The sequence below is a fragment of the Colwellia sp. NW0002-52-1 genome (assembly GCF_057550865.1).
This window is the reverse complement of record NZ_BAAJLU010000018.1, coordinates 42,028-68,963: the sequence shown is the minus strand read 5'-3', so window position 1 is coordinate 68,963 and position 26,936 is coordinate 42,028. Positions and strand designations below refer to the sequence as shown.

Here is a 26,936-nt window from a genome sequence, read left to right as displayed (position 1 = left end):
CAAAAAAGCCTAGCGAAACTACTAGGCTTAGTCATTTAAATTTACTGGTTAATCACCTTAACGCGGATTATTACCGCGCTTTTTCTTCACAGGGCTTTTGGGTTTTCTATCATTAAACTGATTATCAGAAAAACGAGTTAAGCCTTGTTTTGCTTTATCTCCAGGCTTAGCTTTATTCGCGCTTACTGGCTTTTTGCCATAACGCTTTTCTTGACCTGGTGAGGTTTTATTGCCTTGGGCGTTATTTTTACCTTTACCATTTTTTTTGTAATGCACTTGCGCGGTTTCATTTCTGGTTTCATGTGGCACCAAACAGCCTGGCTGGCTACCAATAAGTTTTCTCGCCAAGCCCATTTTTGTTAATGCTTGACGAATAATCGCCCAGTTTGCCGGATCGTGGTAACGCAATATTGCTTTATGTAATCGACGCTGAATGGTGCCTTTAGGCACAGGTACAGTGGCACTGTCTTTTTTAACATTACGCAATGAATCAATTTCTGTGTGATACAAGGTAGTCGCATTGGCTAACGGCGACGGATAAAAGTTTTGTACTTGATCAAGCTTAAAGTCGTGTTCTTTTAACCACAGTGCCAAGTTAACCATGTCTAAATCAGTAGTGCCCGGGTGCGCCGAGATGAAGTAGGGGATTAAGTACTGCTTTTTACCGGCGAGTTTAGAGTAATGATCGAACATTTCTTTAAAGCGGTCATAACTGCCCATACCCGGCTTCATCATTTTATTTAATGGGCCTTCTTCGGTATGTTCTGGTGCTATTTTTAAGTAGCCACCTACGTGATGCGTTGCTAACTCTTTAACATATTCAGGGTCTTGTATGGCTAGGTCGTATCTTACGCCTGAGGCAATCAGTATTTTCTTAATGCCTGGGATTTTTCGGGCTCTGCGATATAAATTAATTGTCGGCGTATGGTCAGTATCTAAATGACCACAAATAGTTGGCCAAACACACGACGGTTTACGACATGTTGCTTCTGCTTTCTCACTTTTACAGTTTAATTTATACATGTTGGCCGTTGGGCCTCCAAGATCAGATATCACACCGGTAAAACCAGGTACTTTTAACTTAATATCTTCAATTTCAGCAATAATAGAGTCTTCACTTCGGCTTTGAATAATGCGACCTTCATGTTCTGTGATAGAGCAGAACGTACAACCACCAAAACAGCCACGCATAATATTGACCGAGGTTTTGATCATGTCGTAAGCAGGAATTTTGGCATCACCATAGCTAGGATGCGGTACACGTTGATACGGCAAGCCAAATACGCCATCCATTTCAGCTTCTGATAATGGCGTTGCAGGCGGGTTTAACCAAATTAAACGGCTGCCATGTTTTTGTACTAATGGTTTGGCAGATGTTGGATTTACTTCTTGATGAAAAATACGCGAAGCATGGGCATAAAGGGTTTTGTTGTCTCTGACTTGCTCAAAGGTTGGCAAGTTAATATAAGTGGTTTCCCAAGGCTTTTTCTTGTCTGCCCATGACACATTTTTATGCGCTGCAGCTCTAAACTCACTTAACTGAATAGGTTGCGCGGTTTTCGTAATGTCTTTCTCTGCCGCATTTGTAGTCATTTCTTCGGCGGCTTTAGCGGCGGCATCGGCTGATGTTGTGGCACAATCAGGCGAGGTCATATCTTGGTAAGGGCTATAAATAGGGTCGATTTTGCCAGGCTTGTCAATACTACGTGAGTCAATGCCTTTCCAACCTGGGAGTACTTGGTTCGCTAAAAATGCACTACCACGAACATCGGTAATGCTTTTAACGTCGTCGCCATTGGCAATACGATGGGCAATTTCAATCAGTGGGCGTTCGGCATTACCGTAAATTAATAGATCCGCTTTTGAGTCAAACAATACTGATTGGCGCACTTTGTCAGACCAATAATCATAATGCGCTACGCGGCGTAAACTTGCTTCGATACCACCAATAATAATAGGCACGCCTTTGTAGGCTTCTTTACATTTTTGAGTATAAGCCGTTACCGCACGGTCTGGGCGCTTGCCACCTTCATCATTCGGTGTGTAGGCATCATCGTGGCGCATACGGCGTTCGGCGGTGTAACGATTGATCATCGAGTCCATATTGCCGGCAGTTACACCAAAAAATAAATTAGGTTTACCTAGTTGCATGAAAGCGTCTTTGGTTTTCCAATCTGGCTGCGCAATAATACCAACGCGAAAGCCTTGCGACTCCAGCATGCGGCCAATAACCGCCATACCAAAGCTAGGGTGGTCAACGTATGCGTCGCCTGTTACCAGAATAATATCGCAACTGTCCCAGCCAAGCACATCCATTTCTTGTCGAGACATCGGTAAAAATGGTGCGGTGCCATAACATTCAGCCCAATACTTAGGGTAGTCGAATAGTTTGGGTGTAATTTTCTGGGTTGGCGCTAAGTTCATACATTACCTAAATTATTTTTTACTATAAAGACTCGCGTGAGTGCGTTCACGTTTAAAGCCTATCAATGCTGAGTTTCTAAATATTAATCTTATTAATATTCATCATTCACATTGCTGAGGCGCGCGATTATAACAGAGATAAAAGCTTAAGCCCAATAACCTTAACCTGGTTACTTCTATTGACAGGCTTTCACCGTATAAAATTCGTTATTGGTCGTGTTAATGCCTAGTTTTATTGAATATTTCGTCATAGCTTAGTATAACTAGGCATAATTATTTTGATGAATAAATTTATAACTTTCACCGTATTAAACTGTTTATTAATTACGCTGTTTACCATTAAATAAATATTGTTAATACAAGCCTTTATACTTAACCAAAGATAAGTAAAAATCATTATGAAAATACAGTTAATTGCTGCAGCTATTAGTTTTTCGCTGGCCTCTTGTGCATCAACCGCGCAGAAAAAGGTTACGCTAGACAATAATAGTACGACCACCAATGACAGTGTAGTGAGTGAAGTACAATCAACACCCGCTGCAGGCGAAGCAAGTGCAACTATAATTACCCTTGAAAAAATAATGTCTGATCCTGACTGGTTCGGTCGCTCTCCAGAGTCATGGTATTGGGGTGACGACAGCGAAACTGTTTTTTATCAACAAAAGCGTGTTGGCAACCCGTTACGTGATTTAGTGCAAAAAAATATTACATCACAGGGCAATGGTGATTTAGTTAAATTAGCGCAAATGCATGTAGTGGCTGATAGCGATGCGGTGCTAAATAACGCAGGAACCCAAGAGGTATATACCTTTGAAGGTAATGTGTTTGTTAAAACGCTCGCCACACAATCAGTGCAACAATTAACTTATACATCAGCCGTTGAACATTCAGCCATGTTTTTAACTAATGGTAATGTTGCTTATCGGGTGGGTAATGTTTTTTATGCTCATGACATGAATAGCCAAAAAATTATCGAATTAGCCAATTTAAAAATGTCTGATGGTGAAACATCGGTCAAAGGTACACCAAGTTATATTGCTAATGAGCAGCAAGAGCTTATAGAGTACGTAGCTTTACAGCAGCGCAATAAAAATTTATTTGCTGAGCAAAAACGTCAGTTAAGAGTAAAAAACTCGACGGTGACGCAAACCAACTTTTATTTTGGTAAAGACAATCAAATTGTACATGCCAGCCTTTCACCGGCCGGCGATAAATTAGTTGTTAGCATTGCCTCTGATAAATCAACGCGTAAAGACAGCGATATAATGCCGAATTATATTTCTGACGATGGCAATATTAAAGCTCAATCGGCAAGACATCGAGTAGCAGACAATCGCCAATACGCTGAGCAACTTTATATTTTAGATTTAAACCAAGGCACCAAAGCCTTATTAAGTTATGAAAATTTACCAGGCTTTGATGAAGATGTACTGGCGAGTGTGCGCAAAGAAAATTATGCCCGTGAAGGTAAAAAATACACCTCTGAAAAATCACCACGTAACATTCATGTAATGCAAGCTTGGGATCCTATTCAGTGGCATGACAATGGTAAACAAGTCGCGGTAATGCTTGAAGCTTGGGATAATAAAGACCGCTGGATTGCCACCGTTAATTTCAATGATAACACGCTAGTTTCTCAGCACCGTTTGCATGACGATGCATGGGTTAACTATGCCTTTAATGAAATGGGCTGGCTAAGTAATGCTGATGCAATCTATTACCTTTCTGAAGAAAGTGGATACGCACATTTATACGTTAAACCATTAAACGGCAAAGCCAAAGCCCTAACTTCAGGTAACTTTGAAGTTGATGATTTAACTGTTTCGGCTGATGAAACAAAAATTTATTTTAAAGCGAATAAGAAACATCCGGGCATTTATGAAATTTATAATGTTGATTTAGCTTCAGGTAATGTTAACGCATTAACCGATCTTGGTGGTATGAATGATTACGCACTAAGCCCTGATGAATCTAAATTGTTAGTACAACATTCTGAAATTACCATGCCGCCTGAGCTTTATGTTAAAGATCTCACTAATAATGTTGAAGCGATAAGATTAACGCATACGGTTACAGAAGCGTTTATGGCCATGCCGTGGTCAGCACCTAATGTGGTAGCGATTGAGTCATCGCATCAAGATGATCCTATTTATTCAAAAGTATACTTACCTAAAGGCTATGATCAAACGACAACTAAAAATAAAGCAGTAATGTTTAGTCATGGCGCAGGTTACTTGCAAAACTCTCATTTAGGTTGGTCGGGTTACTTCCGTGAATACATGTTCCATAGCATGTTAGTGCAACAAGGCTATGTTGTTATCGATATGGATTACCGAGCATCGAAAGGCTATGGCCGTGACTGGCGCACCGCTATTTATCGTCATATGGGTAAGCCTGAAGTGCAAGATATGCGCGATGGGGTAAATTGGTTAGTTGAAAATGCCAACGTAGATGTTAAAAGGGTAGGTACTTATGGTGGCTCTTATGGCGGGTTTTTAACCTTAATGTCGATGTTTACTGACCCTGATTTATTTCAATCAGGATCTGCGTTACGTTTAGTGTCTGACTGGGCATATTATAATCACGGTTATACCGCTAATATTTTAAATACCCCAGCAGACGACGCTATTGCTTATGAGCGTAGCTCTCCAATTTACTTTGCAGAAGGCCTAGAGAAGCCCTTACTGATTAATGCGCCAATGGTAGACGATAATGTATTCTTTCAAGATACGGTTCGTTTAGTTCAGCGCTTAATTGAATTGGAAAAACAAGACTTTGAAACGGCAATTTACCCTGTAGAGCCTCATGGTTTTGTGCAACCAAGCTCTTGGTTAAATGAATACCGTAGAATTTATAAGTTATTTGAAAATACCCTTTAATGGGTTGATAGCTCCTTTCATATAAAGGCCTCATTTGAGGCCTTTATATTTTGAGAAATAGCATATTAATTTGAAGTTGTTCAGCTACATACAGTAGTGGTGTTAGCTCAGCTGCAAAACGTAACAAAATTTTAGACGTAAGTTACTTTAAGTTAATATAAACTAACAAAAACTAGTTAAAAAAAAGAGTGAAATATGGATAACATGCTTGGCTATTTAGAAACACTTTCAGCCTTTTTTATATTGTTGCTGGGCTTAGGTGTTTTCGCAATAATTTATATGTACATCGTAGATAAGTCACAAAATAAGCAGGCGATACGCCGTAATTACCCCGTTATAGGTCGTTTTAGATATTTTTTTGAAAAACAAGGCGAGTTTTTTCGTCAATACTTTTTTGCCATGGACCGAGAAGAACTCCCTTTTAATCGCGCGGAAAGAAGCTGGGTTTATCGTGCAGCGAAAAATGTTGATCGCACCATAGCTTTTGGTTCAACCAGAAACCTAGAGCCAACTGGCACTATTATGTTTATGAATTGTGCTTTCCCTACCTTGGAAGAAGATGCGGTTCCGCCAAGTAGCATTACCTTTGGCTCTGCATGTCGACAACCTTATATTACTGACTCAATTTTTAATATTTCAGCGATGAGTTTTGGTGCGTTGTCAGCCCCAGCAGTTAAAGCATTGTCAAATGGTGCTGCAAAAGCCGGGTGTTGGTTAAATACTGGCGAAGGTGGTGTTAGTGAATACCATTTAAGCAGTGGTGCTGATTTAATTTTTCAAATTGGCACCGCAAAATATGGTGTCAGAGATGAGCATGGCCAGTTATGTGATAAAAAGCTAGCCGAATTATCTGCTAAGCCACAAATAAAAATGTTTGAAATAAAAATGAGTCAAGGTGCTAAGCCTGGTAAAGGCGGCATATTACCGGGTAAAAAAGTCACTGAAGAAATTGCCACCATCAGGGGTATTAAAGCAGGCGTAGATTCAATCAGTCCAAATGCTCATCCAGATATTAAATCAGTTAAAGATATTTTAACCATGGTAAACCGTATTCGTAACGTAACCGGGAAACCTGTAGGTTTTAAAGCGGTAATTGGCGAGTCTTTATGGTTAAGAGCATTACTTGAAGAAATAAACCTGCAAGGTGCTGAGTTTGCACCAGACTTTATCACCATAGATAGTGCAGACGGTGGCACAGGCGCAGCACCCCAGCCGTTAATGGATTATGTAGGTTTACCCTTGAAAGAAAGTTTACCGCTTGTGGTTAACTTATTAGTTGAGTTTGGTTTGCGTGATCGTATTAGAATTATTTGTGCCGGTAAATTAATCACACCATCTAAAGTAGCATGGGCATTAGCGGTAGGAGCTGATGCCGTTAATTCTGCGAGAGGGTTTATGTTTTCTTTAGGTTGTATTCAAGCAATGCAATGTAATAAAGATACTTGTCCTACAGGTATAACTACCCACAACCCTAAGTTGCAGCAAGGCTTAGATCCGATCAGCAAAGCAGAACGAGTGGCGAATTACCATAAGTACATACAATATGGTGTTGGTTTATTAGCGCATTCGTGTGGTGTTACCCATGCTAGAAAGCTAGATCGTAACCATATTCGTGTCATCCAAGAAAATGGTCTATCTGTAGCGCTTGATAAGCTGCATCCATATAGCACGCCTAAACACTAATGATTTTGTTTAATTATATAGCCTGAAATAAATACCACTAAGCCACCGATAGCGCCATATAAATGGGCGTCGGTGGCGACAGTTGCTCCGATAAGTAACTCAACATCAGCACTTGCTCCATAAACTTGTTCATGGATAATTTTCGCTATAACACCAATCAATAGTAAATAACCCGTTTTCTCATTATGCTTAATATCCATTAAGGCTCCCCAGACAAAAAAGCCATGCAATACACCTGATAAACCAACATAAAGTACAATATTTTCTGCAAACCAGAAAATGCCAAGACTACATACAATGGCACTGACACTAAAAACAACCAGATAATTTTTAAAATAATAATACTGGCCATGTAAAGCCCATAGCAAAGCTACAGCAGCAATATTAAGCATAAAGTGATTACCATTTGAATGGAAAAAATGGCCTGTTAATAAGCGCCAATATTCACCCGCAATAATCATATTACGATCATAAATTAATAAATCTGAGGTCTGTTGATCAAAAACAAAAGCTAGCAAAGCTAATATAAACACCAATAATGGTCCTATAAATTGCGTTTTTTTTGTTGGAAAAGGTTTTAGTTGCAGCATGTGTTTTATTATTTATTCTAAATAGTTAAGGGCAATAAAGTGTTACTGACTTTAACAGGTGCTTTTAGTTATATAAACACAAGATTGATAAACACATTTTTTGAGTCTAGTTTTATGAAGCAGATTTATTACACGATAGAGAATAGCTTGTAACGAAAGTTAACCATATCGTACCTGCTATTCAATACTGGTCTCGTAAAAATGAACATGTAAGCTAAAAGAAGTTTAATAAAGGGCTTAAACTTGACGATAAAGTTTCGTAAACTTAGCTATTACTTATTTTTGTTATTGTAAATAAATGTCTAGAGCTTTGTGTCATCAATGTCAGCGACCTAAAAATGCGTGTATATGTGCATTCGCCATAAATATTAACAATAATATCCCGGTTATTGTCTTGCAACATCCTAATGAAGTTTCGCAAAGTAAAGGTACGGTTAGTTTATTAACACAATCGTTAAAGCAATGTGAAGTTATAGTGGGTGAAAACTTTGATGATTCAACTACCTTATTACAACGCTTGAAACAGTACGAAGGTAACATTGCATTGTTGTACCCAAGCGAGCATGCAACAACCCTTGAATATTCTTCACAAGCTCAGCAAAAGCTCATGCAAGATTATGATACTGACTTTAATACTGAAATTACGAGTGAAAAAGCGAATAACCACGATATTCAGTGCATTATTATACTTGATGGTACATGGAAAAAAGCCTATCGAATGTTTATGCTGAATGCTTGTTTGCATAAAATAAAACATATCGTTTTACCTACGGGTATCGCTAGCCTTTATCAAATCAGAAAAACTAAAAAAGAAAATGCACTTTCTTCATTAGAAGCTTGTTGTCATGCACTAGCATGTTTGGAAAATAACCCCAAAAAGTATCAAGCTTTGTTAAATAGCTTTGTAAAATTTAACCAATTTCAACAATCATTTAATCGAAATATCCTTTAATTTTTAAAAGGATTAACGCAGGCGTTTAAATATTTATTTTTTGCTGATAATGTACTTAAACCAATTGGCGCATTTATATCCCCATTTGGTTTCATTTAGTTTCTCACAACGCACTATTAAGGAACATCATGTCAAATACAGCCACTAAAGGGCTTTTGTCTTTATTGTTTATTTCTACCAGTTTTTGGGCGTCAGCCACGCCAGATTTGAAAAGGCAAGACCGCGAGCCAGAAGCCGCAACCGGTTTAATCGCCAAAGAAACCGTAGTAACAGATCATGCTATGGTTGCTAGTGCAAATCCGTATGCGAGCAAAGCAGGGCTTAATATTCTTAAGCAAGGCGGAAGTGCTGTTGATGCGGCAATAGCTGTGCAATTAGTTTTAACCTTAGTAGAGCCGCAATCTTCAGGGATTGGCGGTGGCGCTTTTATGTTGCATTGGGATAAGTCTGCACAAAAATTAACTACCTTCGACGGCCGAGAAACGGCACCTGCTGGCGCAACAACTGATATGTTTTTAGATAAAAGTGGCAAAGCAATGCCATGGATAAAGGCGGTTGTTGGTGGTCATTCTGTTGGCGTTCCAGGTGTATTAGCGGGGTTGAAAAAAGCCCATGAACAATACGGCAAGTTACCCTGGAATGTTTTATTTAAAGACGCAATTAAGTTGGCAGAAACCGGCTTTATCGTTTCACCAAGGTTAGAAAAGCTCGTTGCAATGGAGTTTAACCCGGGTATTACCAAGTTAGACACCATAAAAAATTACTTTTTCCCTAATGGTAATGCGGTAAAAGCAGGGCAAGTATTAAAGAACCCAGAGCTGGCCGCTGTGTATCGCAGTATTGCTAAGCAAGGTATTAAGGTGTTTTATCAAGGCTGGCTAGCAGAGAAAATTGTCGCTGCGGTTCAACAGTCTCCCATTGCGCCGGGCCGTTTAACATTGGCCGATATGAAAAATTATCGTGCCAAAGAGTTACCAGCCGTTTGTGGTGCGTATAGACAATATCAAGTTTGTGGTATGGCACCGCCAAGCTCAGGTGGCGTAGCTATTATTCAAATGCTTGGGCAACTTGAACATTTTGATATCGCGAAATACACAATCAATGATCCACAATTTACTCATCTGTTTACCCAAAGCTCTCGTTTAGCTTTCGCTGATCGAAATCGATATATTGCTGATAGCAGTTTTGTTAATGTACCAACACAAGGCTTAATTGATAAACAGTATTTGGCACAACGTGCTAGCTTAATAAAAACAAACAAAGATATGGGTAATGCTACTGCTGGCGTACCTAAAGGTGCACTTGCACAAGCTGATGATAATGCCTATGAATTACCATCTACAAGCCATATTTCAATTGTTGATCAATACGGTAATGCTATTTCGATGACCACCAGTGTTGAAATGGGCTTTGGCTCTGCGGTAATGGTTGAAGGCTTTATTTTAAATAATCAATTAACAGACTTTTCATTAGATCCTAAACAAAACGGACAATGGGTAGCTAACCGATTAGAGCCTGGCAAACGTCCACGCAGCTCTATGGCCCCAATGATGGTTTTTAATGAAGATGAAACCTTGAAACTTGTTGTCGGTTCGCCAGGCGGTAGTCGTATTATTAATTATGTTGCACAAACGATTATTGCTATTCTTGATTGGCAACTTGATCCACAATCAGCAATTAATCTTCCTCGTATAACTAATCGCAATAAAGTTACCACATTAGAAAAAGGCACAGAGCTAGTTAAGCTTAAACCTGCGCTAGAAGCTATTGGCCATCAGGTCGCTATACGCGATTTAAACAGTGGTATTCAAGCGATTTTTTTATCTGAGTCAAAGTTACATGGCGGGGCGGATCAAAGGCGAGAAGGTTTAGCTATTGGTTTTTAAGGGTTACTTAATCACGCTTATTAAACTGATAATACAGACCCGTAAACATAATATTATAAAGATGCATCTACATATACGTAGTTAGCGTAATTTATAAACTAAAACGGCGTCAGTCCTTGTAAAGGATTGACGCCGTTTTTAATTATTTAAACAAGATTAAAATGGGTCTTTCAAAATTTTATCGATAACCCACTTATCTTCCACCTGTATTAACGACAAGCGTTTAACATCTTTTAAATTATTATCTTGATAATAGCCATTAAAGTAAATCGTAATTACAGCAGAATCTTTAAATTGCTCTCTGACTTTGATGCCACTGTCGTCAGGGGTAATCTCAACCTTATCGTAAGACATATTAAACATATGACGAGCAACCGCTTTAGTCGATTTATAATGCAAGATAATACGCGCTAATTTAGGGCTACACACCGATGCCGCTTTTTTAATATTTTTTTCGTTATATAAAGCATCAAAAAATGCAATGGCAACGACTTCAGGGTTATCAACATTTTTAATGGTATCTTTGTTTGACTCACCACAACCCAAAAGTAAAAGTATTAAACCAAAGGTAATAAATTTTATATTATTCATAAAGTAACAAGTAACTGTGTAATATTACATGCATACTACCGTAATAATTGTTGCTAAACCTAATTTTTTTTAAATAAAAAAAAGCGTGATTATTTAAAAATCACACCTTTTATTTTACAGGTAAAAATACCTTTAGTACTTACCTAAAAAGTTTACGTTAACTAATTATTATGCTAAATCTTCTTCACTAAATGAGTCAGTAAACAAAGCACTTGATAAATAACGTTCTGCAGAGCTAGGTAATATCACCACAATATTTTTACCCGCATTTTCAGGCTTTTCTGCAAGTCGTTTTGCAGCTACAACCGCAGCACCAGACGATATACCGGCTAAAATACCTTCTTCTTTCATTAAGCGGTGTGCCATCGCCATAGCATCATCATTAGATACTTGCTCAACCATGTCGATAATAGAAAGATCTAAGTTACCAGGAATAAAACCAGCACCAATACCTTGGATTTTATGTGGACCAGGTTTTAATTCTTCACCCGCCATAGCTTGAGTAATAACAGGCGAATCTGTTGGTTCAACAGCAACTGAAGTAATTTTATGTTCAGCAACGCTTTTAAGAAAACGAGTTGTACCTGTGATAGTGCCACCTGTACCAACACCCGCAACAAAAAAGTCTACATTACCTTTTGTATCGCTCCAAATCTCTGGGCCAGTAGTTTTTTCATGTATTTCTGGGTTAGCTGGGTTATCAAATTGACCTAACAATACAACATTGTCTGGATCAGCATCTTTAATTTCTTGTGCTTTAGCTATTGCACCACCCATGCCTTTAGCGCCATCTGTAAGCACTAATTTAGCCCCTAAAGCGATAAGTAACTTTCTACGTTCCATACTCATAGTGTTAGGCATAGTAAGTGTTATGCCGTATCCACGTGCTGCGGCAACAAATGCTAACGCAATACCCGTATTACCACTGGTTGGTTCAACAATAGACTTACCTTCGCTAAGCAAACCCTTTTTCTCAGCATCCCAAATCATATTGGCACCAATACGACATTTAACACTAAAGCTTGGGTTACGCGCTTCAATTTTTGCATAAATATTGGCTGTGTTCTCGCCACTCACAATTCGGTTAAGCTTAACTAAAGGAGTATTACCAATTGACGTTGAGTTATCTTCGAATATAGTCGACATTATTTTAATCCTGTTATTACGGTATAACTTAGTATGTCATACCGATTATTTATTTCTATGTGTTAACTATCTAAAGTTATTTTAGTTTAGTCAACAATTGTAAATAGATTAACCCTTTATGGCAGAAAAAGAAGTGATATTTCGATATCTTATATGCAAAAAAAGAATAGATGCTTAACTAAGCAGGGCATATTACATTTTTTTACCGGCTAGTTGCTGGTTTTATTCACAGTTTACCCTTGATGAAATAGTTTGCTGTATATTCAGTTGATTGATATTGTTAGCTTTATTGTATGCTTAAATATCACAGCCAATATTACCGGAATAAATGTGACCGATACTGTAAATAGTCAAACTAATAATAAAGCAGAACATTTTGAACCCTTACCTAAATCGACACAAAATGAAACGAGTGTCGATGAGTTAACTAATGAAGAAACACGAGAAATATTAACGCCACTTGCTTTTAATATTGATAAGTCGTTATTTGGTATGGCACTTGCGGTGCCTTGGCGTCGCGGAGCCGCACTAACGATTGATTTGTTTCTGGTCGCTTTATTAAGTGAAGTGCCAGGAGAGCTTTTAGCACTGCTAGTGGCAGTAACGCTTTTTAATGTTGGCAGTAAAAAGCGAGCGAAGAAATCTGGAAAAACTAACGCCATCAGGCGAACCACTCTACGTTTAGTCGCTGCTTGTATTGTTTTTGTGGTGCTAATCGATGTGTTACCTCAGCTATTTTCTAAACTTGAAACCTTTAACAATAACGTTGAGCAGGCAAATAAAAGTGAAGGAGTTTCTTCAGGTAATAATAACGAAATTAACCAAAACAGTACCAGTAATGACTTTATTAAAGTCACGCTAACATTAGCTGCTAACCTTGCTGTTTCTCACAGTGAATGTGTAAAGTTTTCTTGTTGGCAAGAACTTAGTCAAGACTTAGCTTTGGGTTATATCGAGCAAAGTACATCGAAGCAAGAAGCTGAGCAATTTAATGTGAGTTTATTAGAAAATATAGCTGACAAAAGTACCTTAACTGAACAAGAAATAGCGACCATAAAGGCAAAGCTACAAGCGTTAAATGATAACAGTGCAGTTGAACAACTACTAAAAGAGCAAAAGTTATTATCCACTAGCGATAACAACAGCGTTGAAATATCAGAAATAGCTCATAAAGCAGGTGTAACTGAAAATGCTCCGCTGACATTGTTAAGTAATGTGAATGAAGGGAGCCCTAATCAAGAGATCGCTAAACAAGAGAAACCTGAGCAAGATAAATCTTTACAAGAGGCTAACGATACTGCACTAGAAAGCTCTGAACCAGTAATACTTGAGCCAGTAAACCCTAAAGTTTATAAAGGTCTTGCTTGGCTAAAAGGTTTAGTTGAAGACTTGGGGTTAGGTTTTGGTTGGGCTGCGTTCTATTTTACCATGTTTACCGCGCTTTGGTATGGCCAAACACCAGGTAAAAAACTTTTTAATATCCGGGTTATACAACTTGATGGCACTCCATTGTCTGTTTGGGATAGCTTCGGCAGGTATGGCGGTTATGGTGCAGGTATTGCTACCGGATTACTAGGTTTTGCACAGATATTTTGGGATCCGAATAGGCAGGCAATACATGATAAAATTTCTTCAACAATCGTTATAAACGACAAAGACTTCGGTAGAAAAAAATATAAACAAAATATTACTGAGAAAAGTACAAATACAGCAGAGTAATTAACTGGCTAAGTTACATAATTTTGGTATGTCTAACTTATAAAATAGGCCGCATTATTTTACTCGACACTACACTTTGTGGAAAGTTGAACCTAAGGCTAAATAAACTGCTAAATTCAGTATAAAGAGTCAATCAGTGTTTTGTAACTCACCATGCAAGGAATCAATAATAATGTTTATTATCATTTCCTTGCATGTAAATATCGTTGTACTTTAGAAGCTTAGCAACGTTTATGGCAACCAAGCGTAGCTAACTTTACTGTAGATTGTACGCTGCTCACGCGATAAGCTTTTTAATCTATCATCTTGATAACTGTTATCTGAATACCCTAAGTAAAACACCGTTTGAGGGTTTATTTTATAAGCGTATATAAGCTGTGTTGATAAATTATTATCTTTTGCAGTATACGCACTCGGGTTGTTATCTAAGTTAAAATTAATATCGGTATAAACTATGTTGAACTTTAAGTAGCTATTAACGTTAAATTGATAAGAAATACGAAGCTCAGTTAAATTTTCGGTGAATACATTAGCATTATCAGCCTTGAGATCACTATAAGTATGAGCAAGCTCAAACTGTAAATTTTTATTCACGTTGTAATTTATACTGCCATAAACAGCTGTATAATCGCCAAGTCTATTATTTTCATAATCAATTTTATCGCCTATGGTTAACTCAATATCAGTAAAAATTTGTGCTGTAGGTTGAATAGAGGCATAGATAATTGCTTGATTTTCTTGAAAGCGATCGGTATTTCCGTCAATGCTGTTATCTATTGGTAAATCAAAGTTTAACTCATGGCGGCGCAACCCCACTTTATCTGCTGCAACAAGCAAAATATCAAAAACTGATAACATAGGGCCATCAATATTAAAGCTAGTGGCGACAGAGCGCTCTAATAGTTCGCCGTTTTCATTGTGTAATATCTGCCATTGGCCAGCAAAGGTCATTTTTTGCCAAGCACTTTCAGGCTCGCCATACACTAGTCGATTAACTAACACTTTACTTTTTTGATAATCTGCACGGGGCATAAAACCAAGATCGGCACGAAATTTTTCCCCTATTTCTTGATGCTCTGCAGTAACTTCCCAATACTCTGAGTCATGTTTGAAGTCTAATTTAAAGGCATGGTCGGTAAAATTTTGTTCTTGCCCGCTAGCAGACAATTGAGGAGAGTCTTTAGTATCAGCCATAAGTACTTGTGCTTTCAATGAGGTAGAGTCACTAAAGCGGTATTTTGAGTCTATTCCCGAGACAAAATTATGGTAATTATCGGTTTGTCGAATTGTGCTGATAACACCTACCGAAAAATCTTCATTAACATCGTAGCGATATTTTAATGCGCCAGATTCACTCTCTTCTCTTAACGAAATTAATCTAGACCCCGTATTGCCTGGCAGAATAATATTAGTCTGAGTGTCATTCGTCATAAAAGCACCGTAAGTGTGCTTACCTTCAGTGCCCGTTAATTTAGCACCATACTCAGGATCAGCAATGTTACGGGTGTATACAAGATCGAAATTACTTGAAAAATACTCTGAGTTCTCCACAAAAAATTGTCGTTTTTCGTCATAAAAAAGCGAAAAAGTTTTATTAACACTGAGTTGACCTGAGTCTGATTCAATATTTGAAAAATCAGGATTTAGGGTAACATTTAACAAGGTATTGGCATTAATACCCCAACGTAAATCTAAACCAGCATCGATATCATTATCAGCTTCCCAGTCAGAAGTTGGTGTGAAAATATCACGGTCTTCACTTCTACTGGCGACTAATGTAGGGGTTAGCATAATATTTTTACTTGCTTTAGCGCTTTTAAAACCAGTTGCTTCTGGAGTTTGGCAAAGCCAACAAGGGTTGTTACGATCAAGTTTAATATGAGAAATTCTTAAAGACGTGTCTCGAGGATATATTCTAACTAACTCTATTGCCCAAGTTTTAATGTCATCGTTATCGTTAAAATTTAAAATATGATAAGGAATGGCTATTTCAACTTGATAACCATTTTCAGTTATTTTCCCCGCTGAATGCCAAATACCATCCCATGCTGCGTCTTTATTGATGGTCATTTCATTAAAAATAGCGTCATGTTGCACGCCATAAGGGTTAACAAAAAACTCATAATTTAAACGACGATTATTATAAGTGTCTAACTTAAAACCGACTAAATCATCAAACCAGCGAGTATCGCGATCACCTAAAAAACCTTGAATTAATTCAGGATTAGGGTCTTGTGCAATAAAAGCAATGTAAAGAAATTCGCCATTTTCAACAATTTTAGCGGTTGTTGAAACTGGGCTAGGTTTATTGTTCCATGGGCTGTTAACAATATTCATTGGCACATCAAGCGCTTGTTGCCAAACAAGATCGTCTAGCTCACCGTCAATGGTTAATTTAAGGTCAACATGAGGGATATTTAATTGTGCCAACTGTATAGTGTTTTCTTGTGCATGTGTTGGTTTTATAAATAGTATACAAGCAGTGGCAACTGCAAATAGGCCACGAATACTAAACTTCAATTTTACCACTCCAATATTATTATTATTTTTATATTCTTAACATATCTAACATTACGTTAACGTTAATTCCTTTTTTCAAATTGTTACAAATTTGCTAACAGATGGCAATATATAGTTCAAATTTGGTATGAAAATTAAACGGATACACCAGATGGATAGATTTTCAGTATAAAAAAGTGGGTATTTGTATGCTTGCTATGCTGTTAGCTTGATGTAATTTAAGCCATGCATAGCTAATTTTAGAAATACACTGCGTTGTTCTTGGCTTTAATCATGTATCGTTTCATCGCTGTAATGTTGATCTGAATAACCTAAATAAAATACTGTTTGCGGATTAATTTTATCTGAGACTCTTAAACAATTAATCTTCTTAAGGGCAGGGCTATTTCAACAATAAATCCGTATTCAACAAACTTACTTTCACTTTCCATTAAGAGTGCTTCAGTGTGAATTAATCAAGGGCGAGGTATTAAAACATATTCGACAGTTTAACTATTTAGCTGCTTAAAAGACCTAACTCATCGTTTATTTTTGATATTTTAAACATTGCTAGCGAGGAATAACTCAACCCGTTTAATTGCTTATTTCACTGTACTTTGTTTGCAATATAAAAGAATAATCCCTCGAATATTAAAAATTTCTAAAGCATAATAACATTATCTTCAGAATCAACGTTTAGACTTAATAAATACTATGCCTATTTATCTACTTGATGTGATCGCTCTCAGCTGTTTTATTATATGTTGGGCAGGGTACACTGGCTTTGCACGAAAAAAAGCAAAAACAACAAACTGTATTGCTCGTTGCTTACATCAGCATAGAGTGCATTGGATGTATGAAGTTATAGGCCGCGACATTAGGGTCGGAGAAGCCGCATTACTAGCTAACTTAGAACGCAATATTTCTTTTTTTGCTTCTTCAGCCTTGTTAATTTTAGCGGGTGTTCTCACCCTATTTGCTCAGGTTGAGCAACTCGAATCTGTTATTGGCTCAATTCCGTTTACCGATGCGCCTAACCACGCCATGGTGCAATTAAAACTAAGCTTGCTGGCGTTAATTTTTGTTATGGCATTTTTACATTTTACTTGGTCTTTAAGGCAATACGGTTTTGTTAATATCATGATTGGCGCATGTCCATTTGACGATAGCGGTGAAAATGAAAATTTAAATAAGTACGCTGAACAAATGGCTACTGTGCAAGACCAAGCTGCACATGCTTTTAATTACGGATTACGGGCATTTTACTTTTCTATTGCCGCGTTATGTTGGTTTTTCCATCCATTAATTTTTATTTTTGCTAGCTTATTTGTTGTTTATACTTTGTTCAACAGAGAGTTTCGCTCAAAAGCGGTAAAAGCGATCACCATTGGGCAACAATGTCTTGAGCAAGAGTTTGCCCTTAAACACTCAAAAAATACAAACAATGCAAAAGCTGATATCAGCGTAACTAATAAATAAAGCCTTATGTCAGCGAATAATTACGCAAAAAATTACGCAAAATTTTTACCAAAGCATTTTGATAGTTTTGACTGTTTAAAATTAGCACCCGGTATATATGCCATTTTATTGTTAGTTTTACGTGCTTATATTATTTGGATTATGTCGGTAACTAACATGCGTGACAATGTTGGGTTTATTCAATGGGTATACCCGCAAACAGCATTGTTTTACTTAAATTTAGCTTCAGGTGTTATCGGTTTATTTGTTGTACTTATATTAAGCTTAAGGCGACCTAACGCACCAATATGGGTGAAAACCTGTTGGAAAAAATGTAAAACCTTACTTATTTTAGCCCTAGTATTTGATTTAGCGATTGGTGTACTAGGTTATATGGTATGGCAATTACAGTCGTCGCTTTGGCTTCTAATGCATTGTTTATTGGTAATATCAGCTATTGTCTATATTATAAAAAGCAAAAGATTTTCAATAAATATTGCAGAATTTCCCGAAGTACTCCCTGAACATAACACACGTAAACACAGAAAAACTAAAGGCCTAGAAATTGATTGAAGAAAACACACAAGACGAGCGGTTAATAATACTTGATACAGAAACCACCGGTATTAACCCGCGCGAAGGGCATCGTATAGTTGAAATTGGTTGTGTAGAAATGATTAACCGTCAGCTAACAGGTAGAAACTACCATGTTTATGTCAAGCCTATGGCGCACGGCATGCAAATGGTCATGGACCAAGAAGTTATTAACATTCATGGTTTAACCGACGACTTTTTAAGCGACAAACCTAGATTTGAACAAATAGGACACGAGTTTATAGAATTTATTAAAGGGGCACGTTTGGTTATACATAACGCCAAGTTCGATGTTGGTTTTATGGATCACGAGTTTTCAATGCTCTCGGGTTTACCTAAAACAGCAGATGTTTGTACCATTACCGATACATTGAAAGTTTCAAAAGATGAATTTGGCTCGCCTAAAACCTTAGATTATTTAGCCCGATTTTATAAAGTCGATAAATTAGTTGATCGTACCTATCACGGCGCGTTAATTGATGCCCAACTGTTAGCGTTTGTTTATATCGAAATGACACGTAAACAGGCTACTTTCAACTTAAATCAAGGCGAAGGTGAGGGTAGCGATGCCAATGCCATTAGAAGATTAACCAGCGACCGTCCCAAATTAAAGGTTTTAGCTGCTACTGCCGATGAAGTAGCTGAGCACGAAAACCGTTTAGCAATTGTCAAAGACAAAGGGGCTGCGCCACTATGGCTAGAGTAAATAGGAAGAGAGTAAACCAAGCAAAAGCAACCAAGGCGCTCAGCAGTAGCATTAACATCACAAATCTTGTAACTAAAAACGCTGTATGGCGTTTTTTTTACTGTAAATCATTTCTTAACAAAATTTCATCTACGATATGCATTACCCTATTATTTTGCTTACATGCCAATGCCCAGGAAATGCCGTCAGAAATTGAGTATTACGAAGACGATAATGTGACCAATCAAATTCCTTATTTTGATAACCGTTTTCGTATAGACGCGCAACTTGACGAAGTTACCTTGCTGTTTTATCACCGAAATGGCGCACAACCCGTCATATTAGTTCGACCAGACGGCTCCAAATTAAATATTAATAACTACCCTGTTGATAAAGTGCAATGGTTTGATGACAGTACTTTCGACATGATAAAAATAAAATCACCTATGATAGGCCCTTGGCAAGTTATAGGAGAGGTACAGCCTAACAGTAAAATAATGGTTGTGTCAGAAATAAACTTAGTAGTAACCCCATTGCCAGAAATTATTTTGCAGGGCGAAACATTAAAAATGTCAGGGCGACTCTTTAACGGTGATATGGCCATTGATAACCCTTCGTTTAAAGATGTACTTATGCTTGATGTTGACTTTTTCAGTACAAATAATTCAGCATTCGACAATTTTGGTGCTGCACCCGTTAAGTTATCGTCATTTCGTGATGACGGCAGAGATCTTGATGAACATGCCAATGATTCAAAATTTACCGGCGAATTTGAATTAGATTTTGCCCCAGGTGAATGGCAGCCTATTTATATTGTAAAAATGCCAATGGCCACAAGAGAGCTGAGACAAAAGCCCGTTGTAGTACATAAAAACCCTGTAACTGTATCTGTAACAACAACACAGAATATAAATGGCGCACATGTTGTCACATTTACCATCGACGACACACTCGTTAAAGCCGACAGTATTTTAATTCAAGGCAACGTTACTTTTCCTGACCGTCAAGTGCAGCCTTTTACAGTAAAACATGAAAAAGGCTTAAAGCGTAGCCACGAAATTGCATACACAGAACCAGGTGTGCACCGTATAGAAACAGGAATATATGGCGATACTATTAATGGTAGAGAATTTCGGGCTAATCTGTCTGAATTTACATTTAACGTTGAAAGAGCAGTAAATGAAGATATTTCTGCATTAAATATCGATAAGAGCAATTTAACTTTAGCGGAACAAAAAGCACAAGCGATTGCCTTTGCAGCACAAGAAGCAGAAAAACGTGTCCAAGAATTAGCTAAAGCAAAAGCAGAGCAAGCAGCTAAAATAGCCCAAAAAGAAAAAGAAACACTCATCTATATTATTGGCGGAAATACTTTAGTCATAGTAATAGCTGCTGTAATGTTTGTTTTTATTCGACGTAAAAAGAAATAATAAAGGCGAGATATCGAATTATTTCGCCAGTTTTGCTGTTAAAAACGCCTGATTGGTCATCAATTAGACATATGAACAAATGAATGAAAAAAACTGGTTGACTGCATCGAATCTTAACCGTATTATTCCCGCCGCATTCAACGAGTTGTTGTTGAAAGCAGAGATTAAAGTATGGAGTGGTAGTTCAGTTGGTTAGAATACCGGCCTGTCACGCCGGGGGTCGCGGGTTCGAGTCCCGTCCACTCCGCCAATTAATCAAAAGGTTGTAAGTCCTTTTAAAATTTACAGAAGCGATTAGTTACGAAAGTAATATGCGGAGTGGTAGTTCAGTTGGTTAGAATACCGGCCTGTCACGCCGGGGGTCGCGGGTTCGAGTCCCGTCCACTCCGCCAATTGTTTCAAAAGGTTGTAAGTCCTTTCAAAATTTACAGAAGCGATTAGTTACGAAAGTAATATGCGGAGTGGTAGTTCAGTTGGTTAGAATACCGGCCTGTCACGCCGGGGGTCGCGGGTTCGAGTCCCGTCCACTCCGCCAATTGTTTCAAAAGGTTGTAAATCCTTTCAAAATTTACAGAAGCGATTAGTTACGAAAGTAATATGCGGAGTGGTAGTTCAGTTGGTTAGAATACCGGCCTGTCACGCCGGGGGTCGCGGGTTCGAGTCCCGTCCACTCCGCCAATTGTTTCAAAGGTTGTAAATCCTTTAAAAATTTACAGAAATAAATACGCGGAGTGGTAGTTCAGTTGGTTAGAATACCGGCCTGTCACGCCGGGGGTCGCGGGTTCGAGTCCCGTCCACTCCGCCAATTTATTTAACTATTAGTTAGACCCCACTAATTAATAAAAGTCTCAAGTAAAGCCTCAGAAAAATCTAAGAAAGAATCTACATCAAAACTTAATATACTCAGCGTATAATTACATCTGATAGTTCAGTTGGTTACCTCTTTGTTATATAAGCGATCTGTCATGTAAAAGATATGAGATCGATTTCCGTCCGCCCACTTTGCTAAATTTCTTGAATCTTATCTTTAATTTTATTTTCAAATAAGCCTAAAAACTCTAATTGTTTAATCATTCAGTTATTTCATTGTAAATGACTCAATGGACTAGTTACCCCATTAGCTCCCTGTTGTAATACATGCGTATAAATTTGAGTTGTTTTAACATCGCTATGGCCTAATTGCGTTTGCACTGTTCGAATATCTGCGCCACTTTGTAATAGATGCGTAGCAAATGAATGACGAAAAGTATGGGGTGTTACAGGCTTATTTATTTGTGATTTAACGCTCGCAGATTTTACAGCCTTTCTTAATGCTGTATGATCAAAATGATGTCTTCTAATTTCTCCTGTTTCAGGATCTACACTAAGTTTGTGGGAGGGAAATATAAATTGCCATTACAGAGACTTGTTAGCATGAGGGTACTTTTTACTTAACAGGTGAGGCATCCAGACTCCAGCATACAGTTTATTTGCTAAATCTAACTGTAAGTACTCATCTACCTGACAAATTTGATTTCTCAAGGCAGGTATTAACTCTTGAGCTAAGGTTACGATGCGGTGTTTGGTGCCTTTACCATTCCAAATACGAAGACATTTATATTCAAAATCAATATCTTGAACCCGTAATTTCACTGCTTCCATTAGGCGTAACCCGCTACCATACAATAAACTAACAACCAAAAGGTTACGCTTGCTTAAATATAGCATAAGCCGAGACACTTCAGATGGTGTCAATATTATAGGTAGCTTTTGCTGTCTGCTGCTCTTTATAAAGCTCAACTCCAGTGTTAATTCTTTTTGTATAATATGCTTGTACAGAAATACTAGAGAATTAAGCGCAGTAGCCTGTGTTCGAGCTGCAACATTTTTAGTGACGACCAAATGATTTAAAAATAATTCAACTTCATTATTTCCCATAGAAGCAGGATGGCGCTTATTGTGAAAGTTTATATAAGCTGCTATCCAACCAATGTAAGTCTCGATAGATTTTTTCGCATAATGGCGACTATACATATACTCGACAACACTATTTAGAAAAGGTGATTTGGTTCTCATTTTATTTATCTCGATGTGCTGTGTTTTTATACAGCATTGCAGTATTTCCACCCAAGTCAAGAAATGAGGCAATTTGCCTCATTTCGTCTATTAGCGAAATTTTTGTTTTCATCTTTAGATTAGTAGTGGTATTGGCTGCAAAGATTTGTTATTAATATGTAAAATAAATAAGGTGGAAACTTTTTTGCTGTAAAAGAGGCAAGTTGCCTCCTATTAAATTGTTATATGCAAAAGGAATACGCATGAAATTTACTCCAATTATGTTAATTGTATTTTTATCGAGTTGTTCTTCATCAACTTTTAAGGAAGAGTTTACTGAAAAAACTATGGGGGCTGTAACAAGTGCTGTTACAGGAGCTGATGTTAGTTATAGAGAAAATCAGTGCCCTCGAGTAAAGCGAAATTGTGGTGTTAATGGTGATTACCAAGAGTGGTATCAAGAAAATGGGAAGTTAGCTTGTGCTTGCAACAAGTAATTGCATATAACAAGCTGTTAAATAAGGACAAAATACAGTTGGCTTTTGCTCCTTCGTCGCTTATTCTAGCCAACTATATTTTGCCCATTAACGAGGGCGTTGGTATGACTCCCCACGTCAAGTTAAACCGCAAAATATCCTGCTTTTTTTCGAGCCATAATTTTTTCTCTTTTCAAGTTGAGTGAGTTAACGCATAGAATGAAGCAAGTAATTTCGTCGGTTATCATGCTGATATTCGTGGATTATTAACCTATTGGCTAACAGCGCCTACCTTACTTTTTCCGTCGTGACACCTAATTTCAGTCTATGCTCGTGGTTCAATAGCCGCTAGGCTATTGCCATCCTAACGCCCTCGGTGGTTGTGCCACACCCGATGCTTGACTCCATGCGCTAACTCAAAACTTTTTCTCATTTAATCTTTTCTCTTTTTCATGTTGTTGCCTTTATTTGCGACTCGCTTTTTGATTATGCTAGTACCCTTGAAATACGCGTGCTTGGGTCAACAGGCACTAGTATTACTTCTCGTGATATCGCCCAAATATAAGCGAGCATTTCACGAGCAATGGCAGCGACAACAATATTACGATGCTTACCGCGTTGTATCAGGCGTTTGTATCGTCGGCAAAGCCTTAGTTGGGCTTTCCAAGCAATATCAATAACGACCTTAGGCAGTGCTTCTTGGCGCTTTTGTAGCTCGGTTGACACGTTGGCGTTGTGCTTATAGGTTTGAGCCCCTTCAATTAATAACCGCCGTGCTCGGCCATTCCCACATTTAGTGATGCCGCCTTGCTTTCGATTATCGCCACTTGAGTTTTCTTTGGGGACTAATCCTAAATAAGCCATGAGTTTTCTCGGATGGTCGAAGCGTCTTAAATCACCTAACTCTGCAATGGTGCCTACAGCAACTAAAAAACGAATACCTCGCATTGCTTGCAATGCCTGAACAACCGGGTAATAGCGCCATAATCTTGCTTGATGCGCTAATTCATTAACCAACCGTTCTACGCGCTTAATACGCTCGGTAATGGTTTGTATCATTTCTTGCAGTACTATTTGTTGGCTTGGATGCGGCAAAACTAATTCGGTTAGCCAACGTAAATGTTGATTTGACCAATTGTCGTTCACTTTGCAGGTGATGTTGTTGCGAAGAAATAGGCCTTTAAGTTGGAATTTTGCATCCTTTAAGTCTTTCATTGCGGTTTCTCTCGCCCTTGATAAATCACGTATCGCTTCGTCTTCAGGCTCGGGGACATAAATTGGGGTTAGCTCCTCATCTTTAAGGAGTTTGGCCAACTTCATTGCATCACGTTTATCAGTTTTGACTTTATCCCCTGGCTTTTTAGGGATAAGCGAAGGCGCAACGACATAACAGCAATGACCTAAGCTCGTCAGTAGTCGGTAAATCCAATAGCCACAGGGACCTGCTTCATAAACAAAATGCAATGTCGCATTGGGATATTTAGATTGATATTGCCTCGCAAGTTTCGTGATGGCGGCTTTGGTTGTTTTAATTTTTCCTTGATGAACCGTTTTTGCGCCACGTTGGTCTTCAATATGTGCAACTTCAGTAGATACTTTATGGGTATCTAAACCAATATAAATTATGCTATGTTTACTCATGCTAGTCTCCATTTTTAGTTGTTTAACACACTAAGTATGGCTCTGGTTTTACTAACCCACGAATTTGGAGGCTAGCACCTTGTGGGGAGTCATTATGTCTAGGTGCATTGCGTAGTATGGAGTTATTTTGAAGAGTTTTTTTGTCTCATTGTTAGGGCTAATCGGGTTTGGTAGTTTCGCTGCTCAAACAAACACCGAAGTTGCGCCTCAATTTACCAATATAAATAGAGAAGATGTTGAAATAACAAAAGCTCACGCACTTGCTTCTCAGACTATAAACAAATTTATCAGTCTTGTTAAAGAGCAAAAAAATGTTACATATATGGCTAAATTGCGATTTATTAGGAATTAACAGGACACCCATCCTAAATTGAAATTACAGAACACTGAACTAAACTAAGAAAACCCCACAACATTATCTCAGGTGAGTTATGGCTACGCCAAGGAAGCAGCAAATCAGTTTAATCGACACCCCGTATTATCATTGTGTGGCGCGTTGTGTTCGACGCGCTTTTTTATGCGGTGAAGATACCTTATCCGGACAAAGCTTTGAACACCGCCGAGAATGGATAGAAGAGAAGTTACACTTTCTCAGCCAAGTATTCGCCATTGACGTTTGTGCTTATGCGGTAATGAGTAACCATTATCATGTGGTGTTATTTATTGATGAAGAAAAAGCCCAACAATGGAGCATGAAAGAGGTGATTGAGCGCTGGCACCGCTTATACAAGGGCACAATACTCACACAACAATTCTGTCGTGGTGATGTACTCCCAAAACACTCAATGGCTATCGTTGAATCCACTGCTGAAGTGTATCGCAAACGCCTGATGAAAATCAGCTGGTTTATGGGCTATATCAACGAACATATTGCACGAGCCGCCAACCAAGAAGATAACTGCACAGGCAGGTTCTGGGAAGGTCGGTTTAAATCTCAAGCCTTACTAGATGAAGCCGCACTCGCCGCTTGTATGGCTTATGTGGACTTAAACCCCATTCGCGCCAATATCGCCAACACCCCAGAAGACTCAACGCACACCAGCTTTAAACTACGCTGCGAGCAAGCCACACAAAGCCAACAACCCAAAACCCTCATGCCCTTTGTTGGAAATCCCAGAGAAAGCATGCCTAAAGGCCTACCGTTTGAGCTGACTGACTATCTACAATTAATCGAACTCACCGGCCGTTGTATCAGAGAAGATAAGCCCGGCTACATCGACGAAAACCTACCAAGCATACTGAGCCGATTAAACATATCACCGAAAAACTGGATAACCATCACCACTGAATTTAAAACACAGTTTCATGGTGCAATAGGCCGCGAAGATGTACTCAGTGATTATTGCGAACATCAACAACTCAAACGACGACAAAACTTAAGCCACTGCAAAAAACTCTTTGCGTAAACTCACGATTTACCGATTTTAAACACCATAAAGTCAACAAGTCCTTACTTGAGGCTTAAACTTGCCATAAAATTGATGTTTTGATGCAGGTTGGGGGATCAATCTGTAATTTTGTCTCTACTTGTTAAAAATGTGCCGTTTAAATATAACAATAGTTGATTTCTTTAAATTTAGATGTGATGTAGTTAGGTCATATTTATAATGAGTCACTTTTAAATTAATAATGAGTGTCACTTTTAATTTTTTGCCATAAAATTGATGTTTTGATGCAGGTTGGGGGATCAATCTGTAATTTTGTCTCTACTTGTTAAAAATGTGTCGTTTAAATATAACAATAGTTGATTTCTTTAAATTTAGATGTGATGTAGTTAGGTCATATTTATAATGAGTCACTTTTAAATTAATAATGAGTGTCACTTTTAATTTTCGCTCAACAAGGAACTATGCTTGCCCCTATTGGTACAATAATAATTGCCACGCTAATGTTTGCTTGTACTATGTTTGCATTTTCAGGCGCAGGTCTCATTCGTAAAGTACCTCTACTGAAGCCAGCTTTAATTACTATTGCATTACTTTGTATCTTGCGTGCTTTACTTGGAATTACGTCACTTGTTGTTTCTATTGGCTTTGATATTTGGCAGTTTGTGGCTAGCTCTGTTTGGCTGTATGTTGGTATTTGTTTTGCTATTGGTAGTTTAGCGCAATTTTGGCCAAGTAAATCAAGCACACAGCAAACACTATATTATAATAAAAAATAGTTGGCTGATTTCTGTTCGAAATGTGCGTGTTGTTTTGATGTTATCGGGGCGTTACCTTGGGCAAATTAACAAAGACAATCATTCT

The 26,936-nt window shown here is 38.1% G+C and carries 19 protein-coding genes, 5 tRNA genes and 1 pseudogene; 18 read left to right on the top strand and 7 right to left on the bottom strand.

All coding sequences use genetic code 11. The annotated features are described in order from the left end of the window. Positions 1–57 precede the first annotated feature (57 nt). Entirely contained in the window at positions 58–2,424 is a 2,367-nt protein-coding gene (locus AC27H3_RS15430) for a YgiQ family radical SAM protein (RefSeq protein ID WP_487107552.1), read from the bottom strand. Positions 2,425–2,822: 398 nt separating this feature from the next. Here AC27H3_RS15430 and AC27H3_RS15425 point away from each other — a divergent pair, with 398 nt between their 5' ends. Both AC27H3_RS15425 and AC27H3_RS15420 read left to right on the top strand, forming a co-directional pair. Beyond that, a complete protein-coding gene (locus AC27H3_RS15425; RefSeq protein WP_487107550.1) occupies positions 2,823–5,303 on the top strand; it encodes a S9 family peptidase in 2,481 nt (826 codons plus the stop codon). Positions 5,304–5,498: 195 nt separating this feature from the next. Then, a complete protein-coding gene (locus tag AC27H3_RS15420) occupies positions 5,499–6,986 on the top strand; it encodes an FMN-binding glutamate synthase family protein (protein WP_487107548.1) in 1,488 nt (495 codons plus the stop codon). Here the strand turns inward: AC27H3_RS15420 and rrtA are convergent. Next, a complete protein-coding gene (gene rrtA / locus AC27H3_RS15415; RefSeq protein WP_487107547.1) occupies positions 6,983–7,576 on the bottom strand; it encodes a rhombosortase in 594 nt (197 codons plus the stop codon). The genes AC27H3_RS15420 and rrtA overlap by 4 nt on opposite strands. Before the next feature lie 298 nt (positions 7,577–7,874). Here rrtA and AC27H3_RS15410 point away from each other — a divergent pair, with 298 nt between their 5' ends. After that, positions 7,875–8,528, top strand: a complete 654-nt coding sequence (locus tag AC27H3_RS15410) for a tRNA-uridine aminocarboxypropyltransferase (protein WP_487107545.1) — start codon at positions 7,875–7,877, stop codon at positions 8,526–8,528. Positions 8,529–8,656: 128 nt separating this feature from the next. After that, positions 8,657–10,414 carry a gamma-glutamyltransferase gene (gene ggt, locus AC27H3_RS15405; protein ID WP_487107543.1) on the top strand — a complete coding sequence of 586 codons (1,758 nt, stop codon included), beginning with the start codon at positions 8,657–8,659 and terminating at the stop codon, positions 10,412–10,414. Between the two features lie 156 nt (positions 10,415–10,570). Here ggt and AC27H3_RS15400 read toward each other — a convergent pair whose 3' ends face one another. Together AC27H3_RS15400 and cysK are read right to left on the bottom strand one after the other, a co-directional pair. After that, the gene (locus AC27H3_RS15400; protein ID WP_487107541.1) at positions 10,571–11,005 is read right to left on the bottom strand and encodes a hypothetical protein; all 435 of its coding nucleotides are present in this window, start codon (positions 11,003–11,005) and stop codon (positions 10,571–10,573) included. Between the two features lie 168 nt (positions 11,006–11,173). Next, complete coding sequence (cysK, locus tag AC27H3_RS15395; protein ID WP_487107539.1) at positions 11,174–12,151, bottom strand: cysteine synthase A; 978 nt, start codon at positions 12,149–12,151, stop codon at positions 11,174–11,176. Positions 12,152–12,481: 330 nt separating this feature from the next. Here cysK and AC27H3_RS15390 point away from each other — a divergent pair, with 330 nt between their 5' ends. Further along, positions 12,482–13,870, top strand: coding sequence for an RDD family protein (locus AC27H3_RS15390; protein ID WP_487107537.1), 1,389 nt, complete (start codon positions 12,482–12,484; stop codon positions 13,868–13,870). 231 nt (positions 13,871–14,101) lie between these two features. Here the strand turns inward: AC27H3_RS15390 and AC27H3_RS15385 are convergent, their stop codons facing one another. After that, on the bottom strand, positions 14,102–16,390 hold the full coding sequence (locus AC27H3_RS15385; RefSeq protein ID WP_487107535.1) for a carbohydrate binding family 9 domain-containing protein: 2,289 nt from the start codon (positions 16,388–16,390) through the stop codon (positions 14,102–14,104). A gap of 693 nt (positions 16,391–17,083) precedes the next feature. Between AC27H3_RS15385 and AC27H3_RS15380 the strand changes: the two genes are divergently transcribed. The 9 genes from AC27H3_RS15380 (at position 17,084) to AC27H3_RS15340 (ending at position 21,341) form a co-directional block, all read left to right on the top strand. Beyond that, complete coding sequence (locus AC27H3_RS15380) at positions 17,084–17,848, top strand: DUF599 domain-containing protein (protein ID WP_085306224.1); 765 nt, start codon at positions 17,084–17,086, stop codon at positions 17,846–17,848. A gap of 6 nt (positions 17,849–17,854) precedes the next feature. Next, positions 17,855–18,400 (top strand): DUF2919 family protein, encoded by a 546-nt coding sequence (locus tag AC27H3_RS15375; RefSeq protein WP_487107533.1) that lies wholly within the window; start codon positions 17,855–17,857, stop codon positions 18,398–18,400. Next, entirely contained in the window at positions 18,393–19,127 is a 735-nt protein-coding gene (gene dnaQ, locus AC27H3_RS15370; protein ID WP_487107531.1) for a DNA polymerase III subunit epsilon, read from the top strand. Before AC27H3_RS15375 ends, dnaQ begins: the two co-directional genes overlap by 8 nt. A gap of 179 nt (positions 19,128–19,306) precedes the next feature. Further along, positions 19,307–20,536: a TIGR03503 family protein gene (locus AC27H3_RS15365; RefSeq protein ID WP_487107529.1), complete on the top strand. Its 1,230-nt coding sequence runs from the start codon at positions 19,307–19,309 to the stop codon at positions 20,534–20,536. A 173-nt stretch (positions 20,537–20,709) separates the two neighbouring features. Then, positions 20,710–20,786, top strand: a tRNA-Asp gene (locus AC27H3_RS15360). A 65-nt stretch (positions 20,787–20,851) separates the two neighbouring features. Further along, positions 20,852–20,928: transfer RNA gene (locus tag AC27H3_RS15355), tRNA-Asp, on the top strand. Between the two features lie 66 nt (positions 20,929–20,994). Then, positions 20,995–21,071: transfer RNA gene (locus tag AC27H3_RS15350), tRNA-Asp, on the top strand. A 66-nt stretch (positions 21,072–21,137) separates the two neighbouring features. Further along, a tRNA-Asp gene (locus tag AC27H3_RS15345) sits at positions 21,138–21,214 on the top strand. Positions 21,215–21,264: 50 nt separating this feature from the next. After that, positions 21,265–21,341, top strand: a tRNA-Asp gene (locus AC27H3_RS15340). Between the two features lie 278 nt (positions 21,342–21,619). On the opposite strand, the pseudogene AC27H3_RS15335 reads toward AC27H3_RS15340, so the two are convergent. Further along, positions 21,620–22,591: pseudogene (locus AC27H3_RS15335) on the bottom strand (integron integrase). A 242-nt stretch (positions 22,592–22,833) separates the two neighbouring features. Here AC27H3_RS15335 and AC27H3_RS15330 point away from each other — a divergent pair. After that, positions 22,834–23,067, top strand: coding sequence for a hypothetical protein (locus tag AC27H3_RS15330; protein WP_487107527.1), 234 nt, complete (start codon positions 22,834–22,836; stop codon positions 23,065–23,067). A gap of 465 nt (positions 23,068–23,532) precedes the next feature. On the opposite strand, the gene AC27H3_RS15325 is transcribed toward AC27H3_RS15330, so the two are convergent. Continuing rightward, positions 23,533–24,687: an IS110 family RNA-guided transposase gene (locus AC27H3_RS15325; protein WP_487107525.1), complete on the bottom strand. Its 1,155-nt coding sequence runs from the start codon at positions 24,685–24,687 to the stop codon at positions 23,533–23,535. Positions 24,688–24,814: 127 nt separating this feature from the next. On the opposite strand from AC27H3_RS15325, the gene AC27H3_RS15320 reads away from it, so the two are divergent. The 3 genes from AC27H3_RS15320 to AC27H3_RS15310 all read left to right on the top strand — a co-directional run bounded on the left by AC27H3_RS15320 (position 24,815) and on the right by AC27H3_RS15310 (position 26,851). After that, positions 24,815–25,039 (top strand): hypothetical protein, encoded by a 225-nt coding sequence (locus AC27H3_RS15320; RefSeq protein ID WP_487107523.1) that lies wholly within the window; start codon positions 24,815–24,817, stop codon positions 25,037–25,039. Positions 25,040–25,118: 79 nt separating this feature from the next. Further along, positions 25,119–26,093 (top strand): transposase, encoded by a 975-nt coding sequence (locus tag AC27H3_RS15315; protein ID WP_487107521.1) that lies wholly within the window; start codon positions 25,119–25,121, stop codon positions 26,091–26,093. A 443-nt stretch (positions 26,094–26,536) separates the two neighbouring features. Then, the gene (locus tag AC27H3_RS15310; RefSeq protein WP_487107519.1) at positions 26,537–26,851 is read left to right on the top strand and encodes a hypothetical protein; all 315 of its coding nucleotides are present in this window, start codon (positions 26,537–26,539) and stop codon (positions 26,849–26,851) included. The last annotated feature ends 85 nt before the right edge of the window (positions 26,852–26,936 follow it).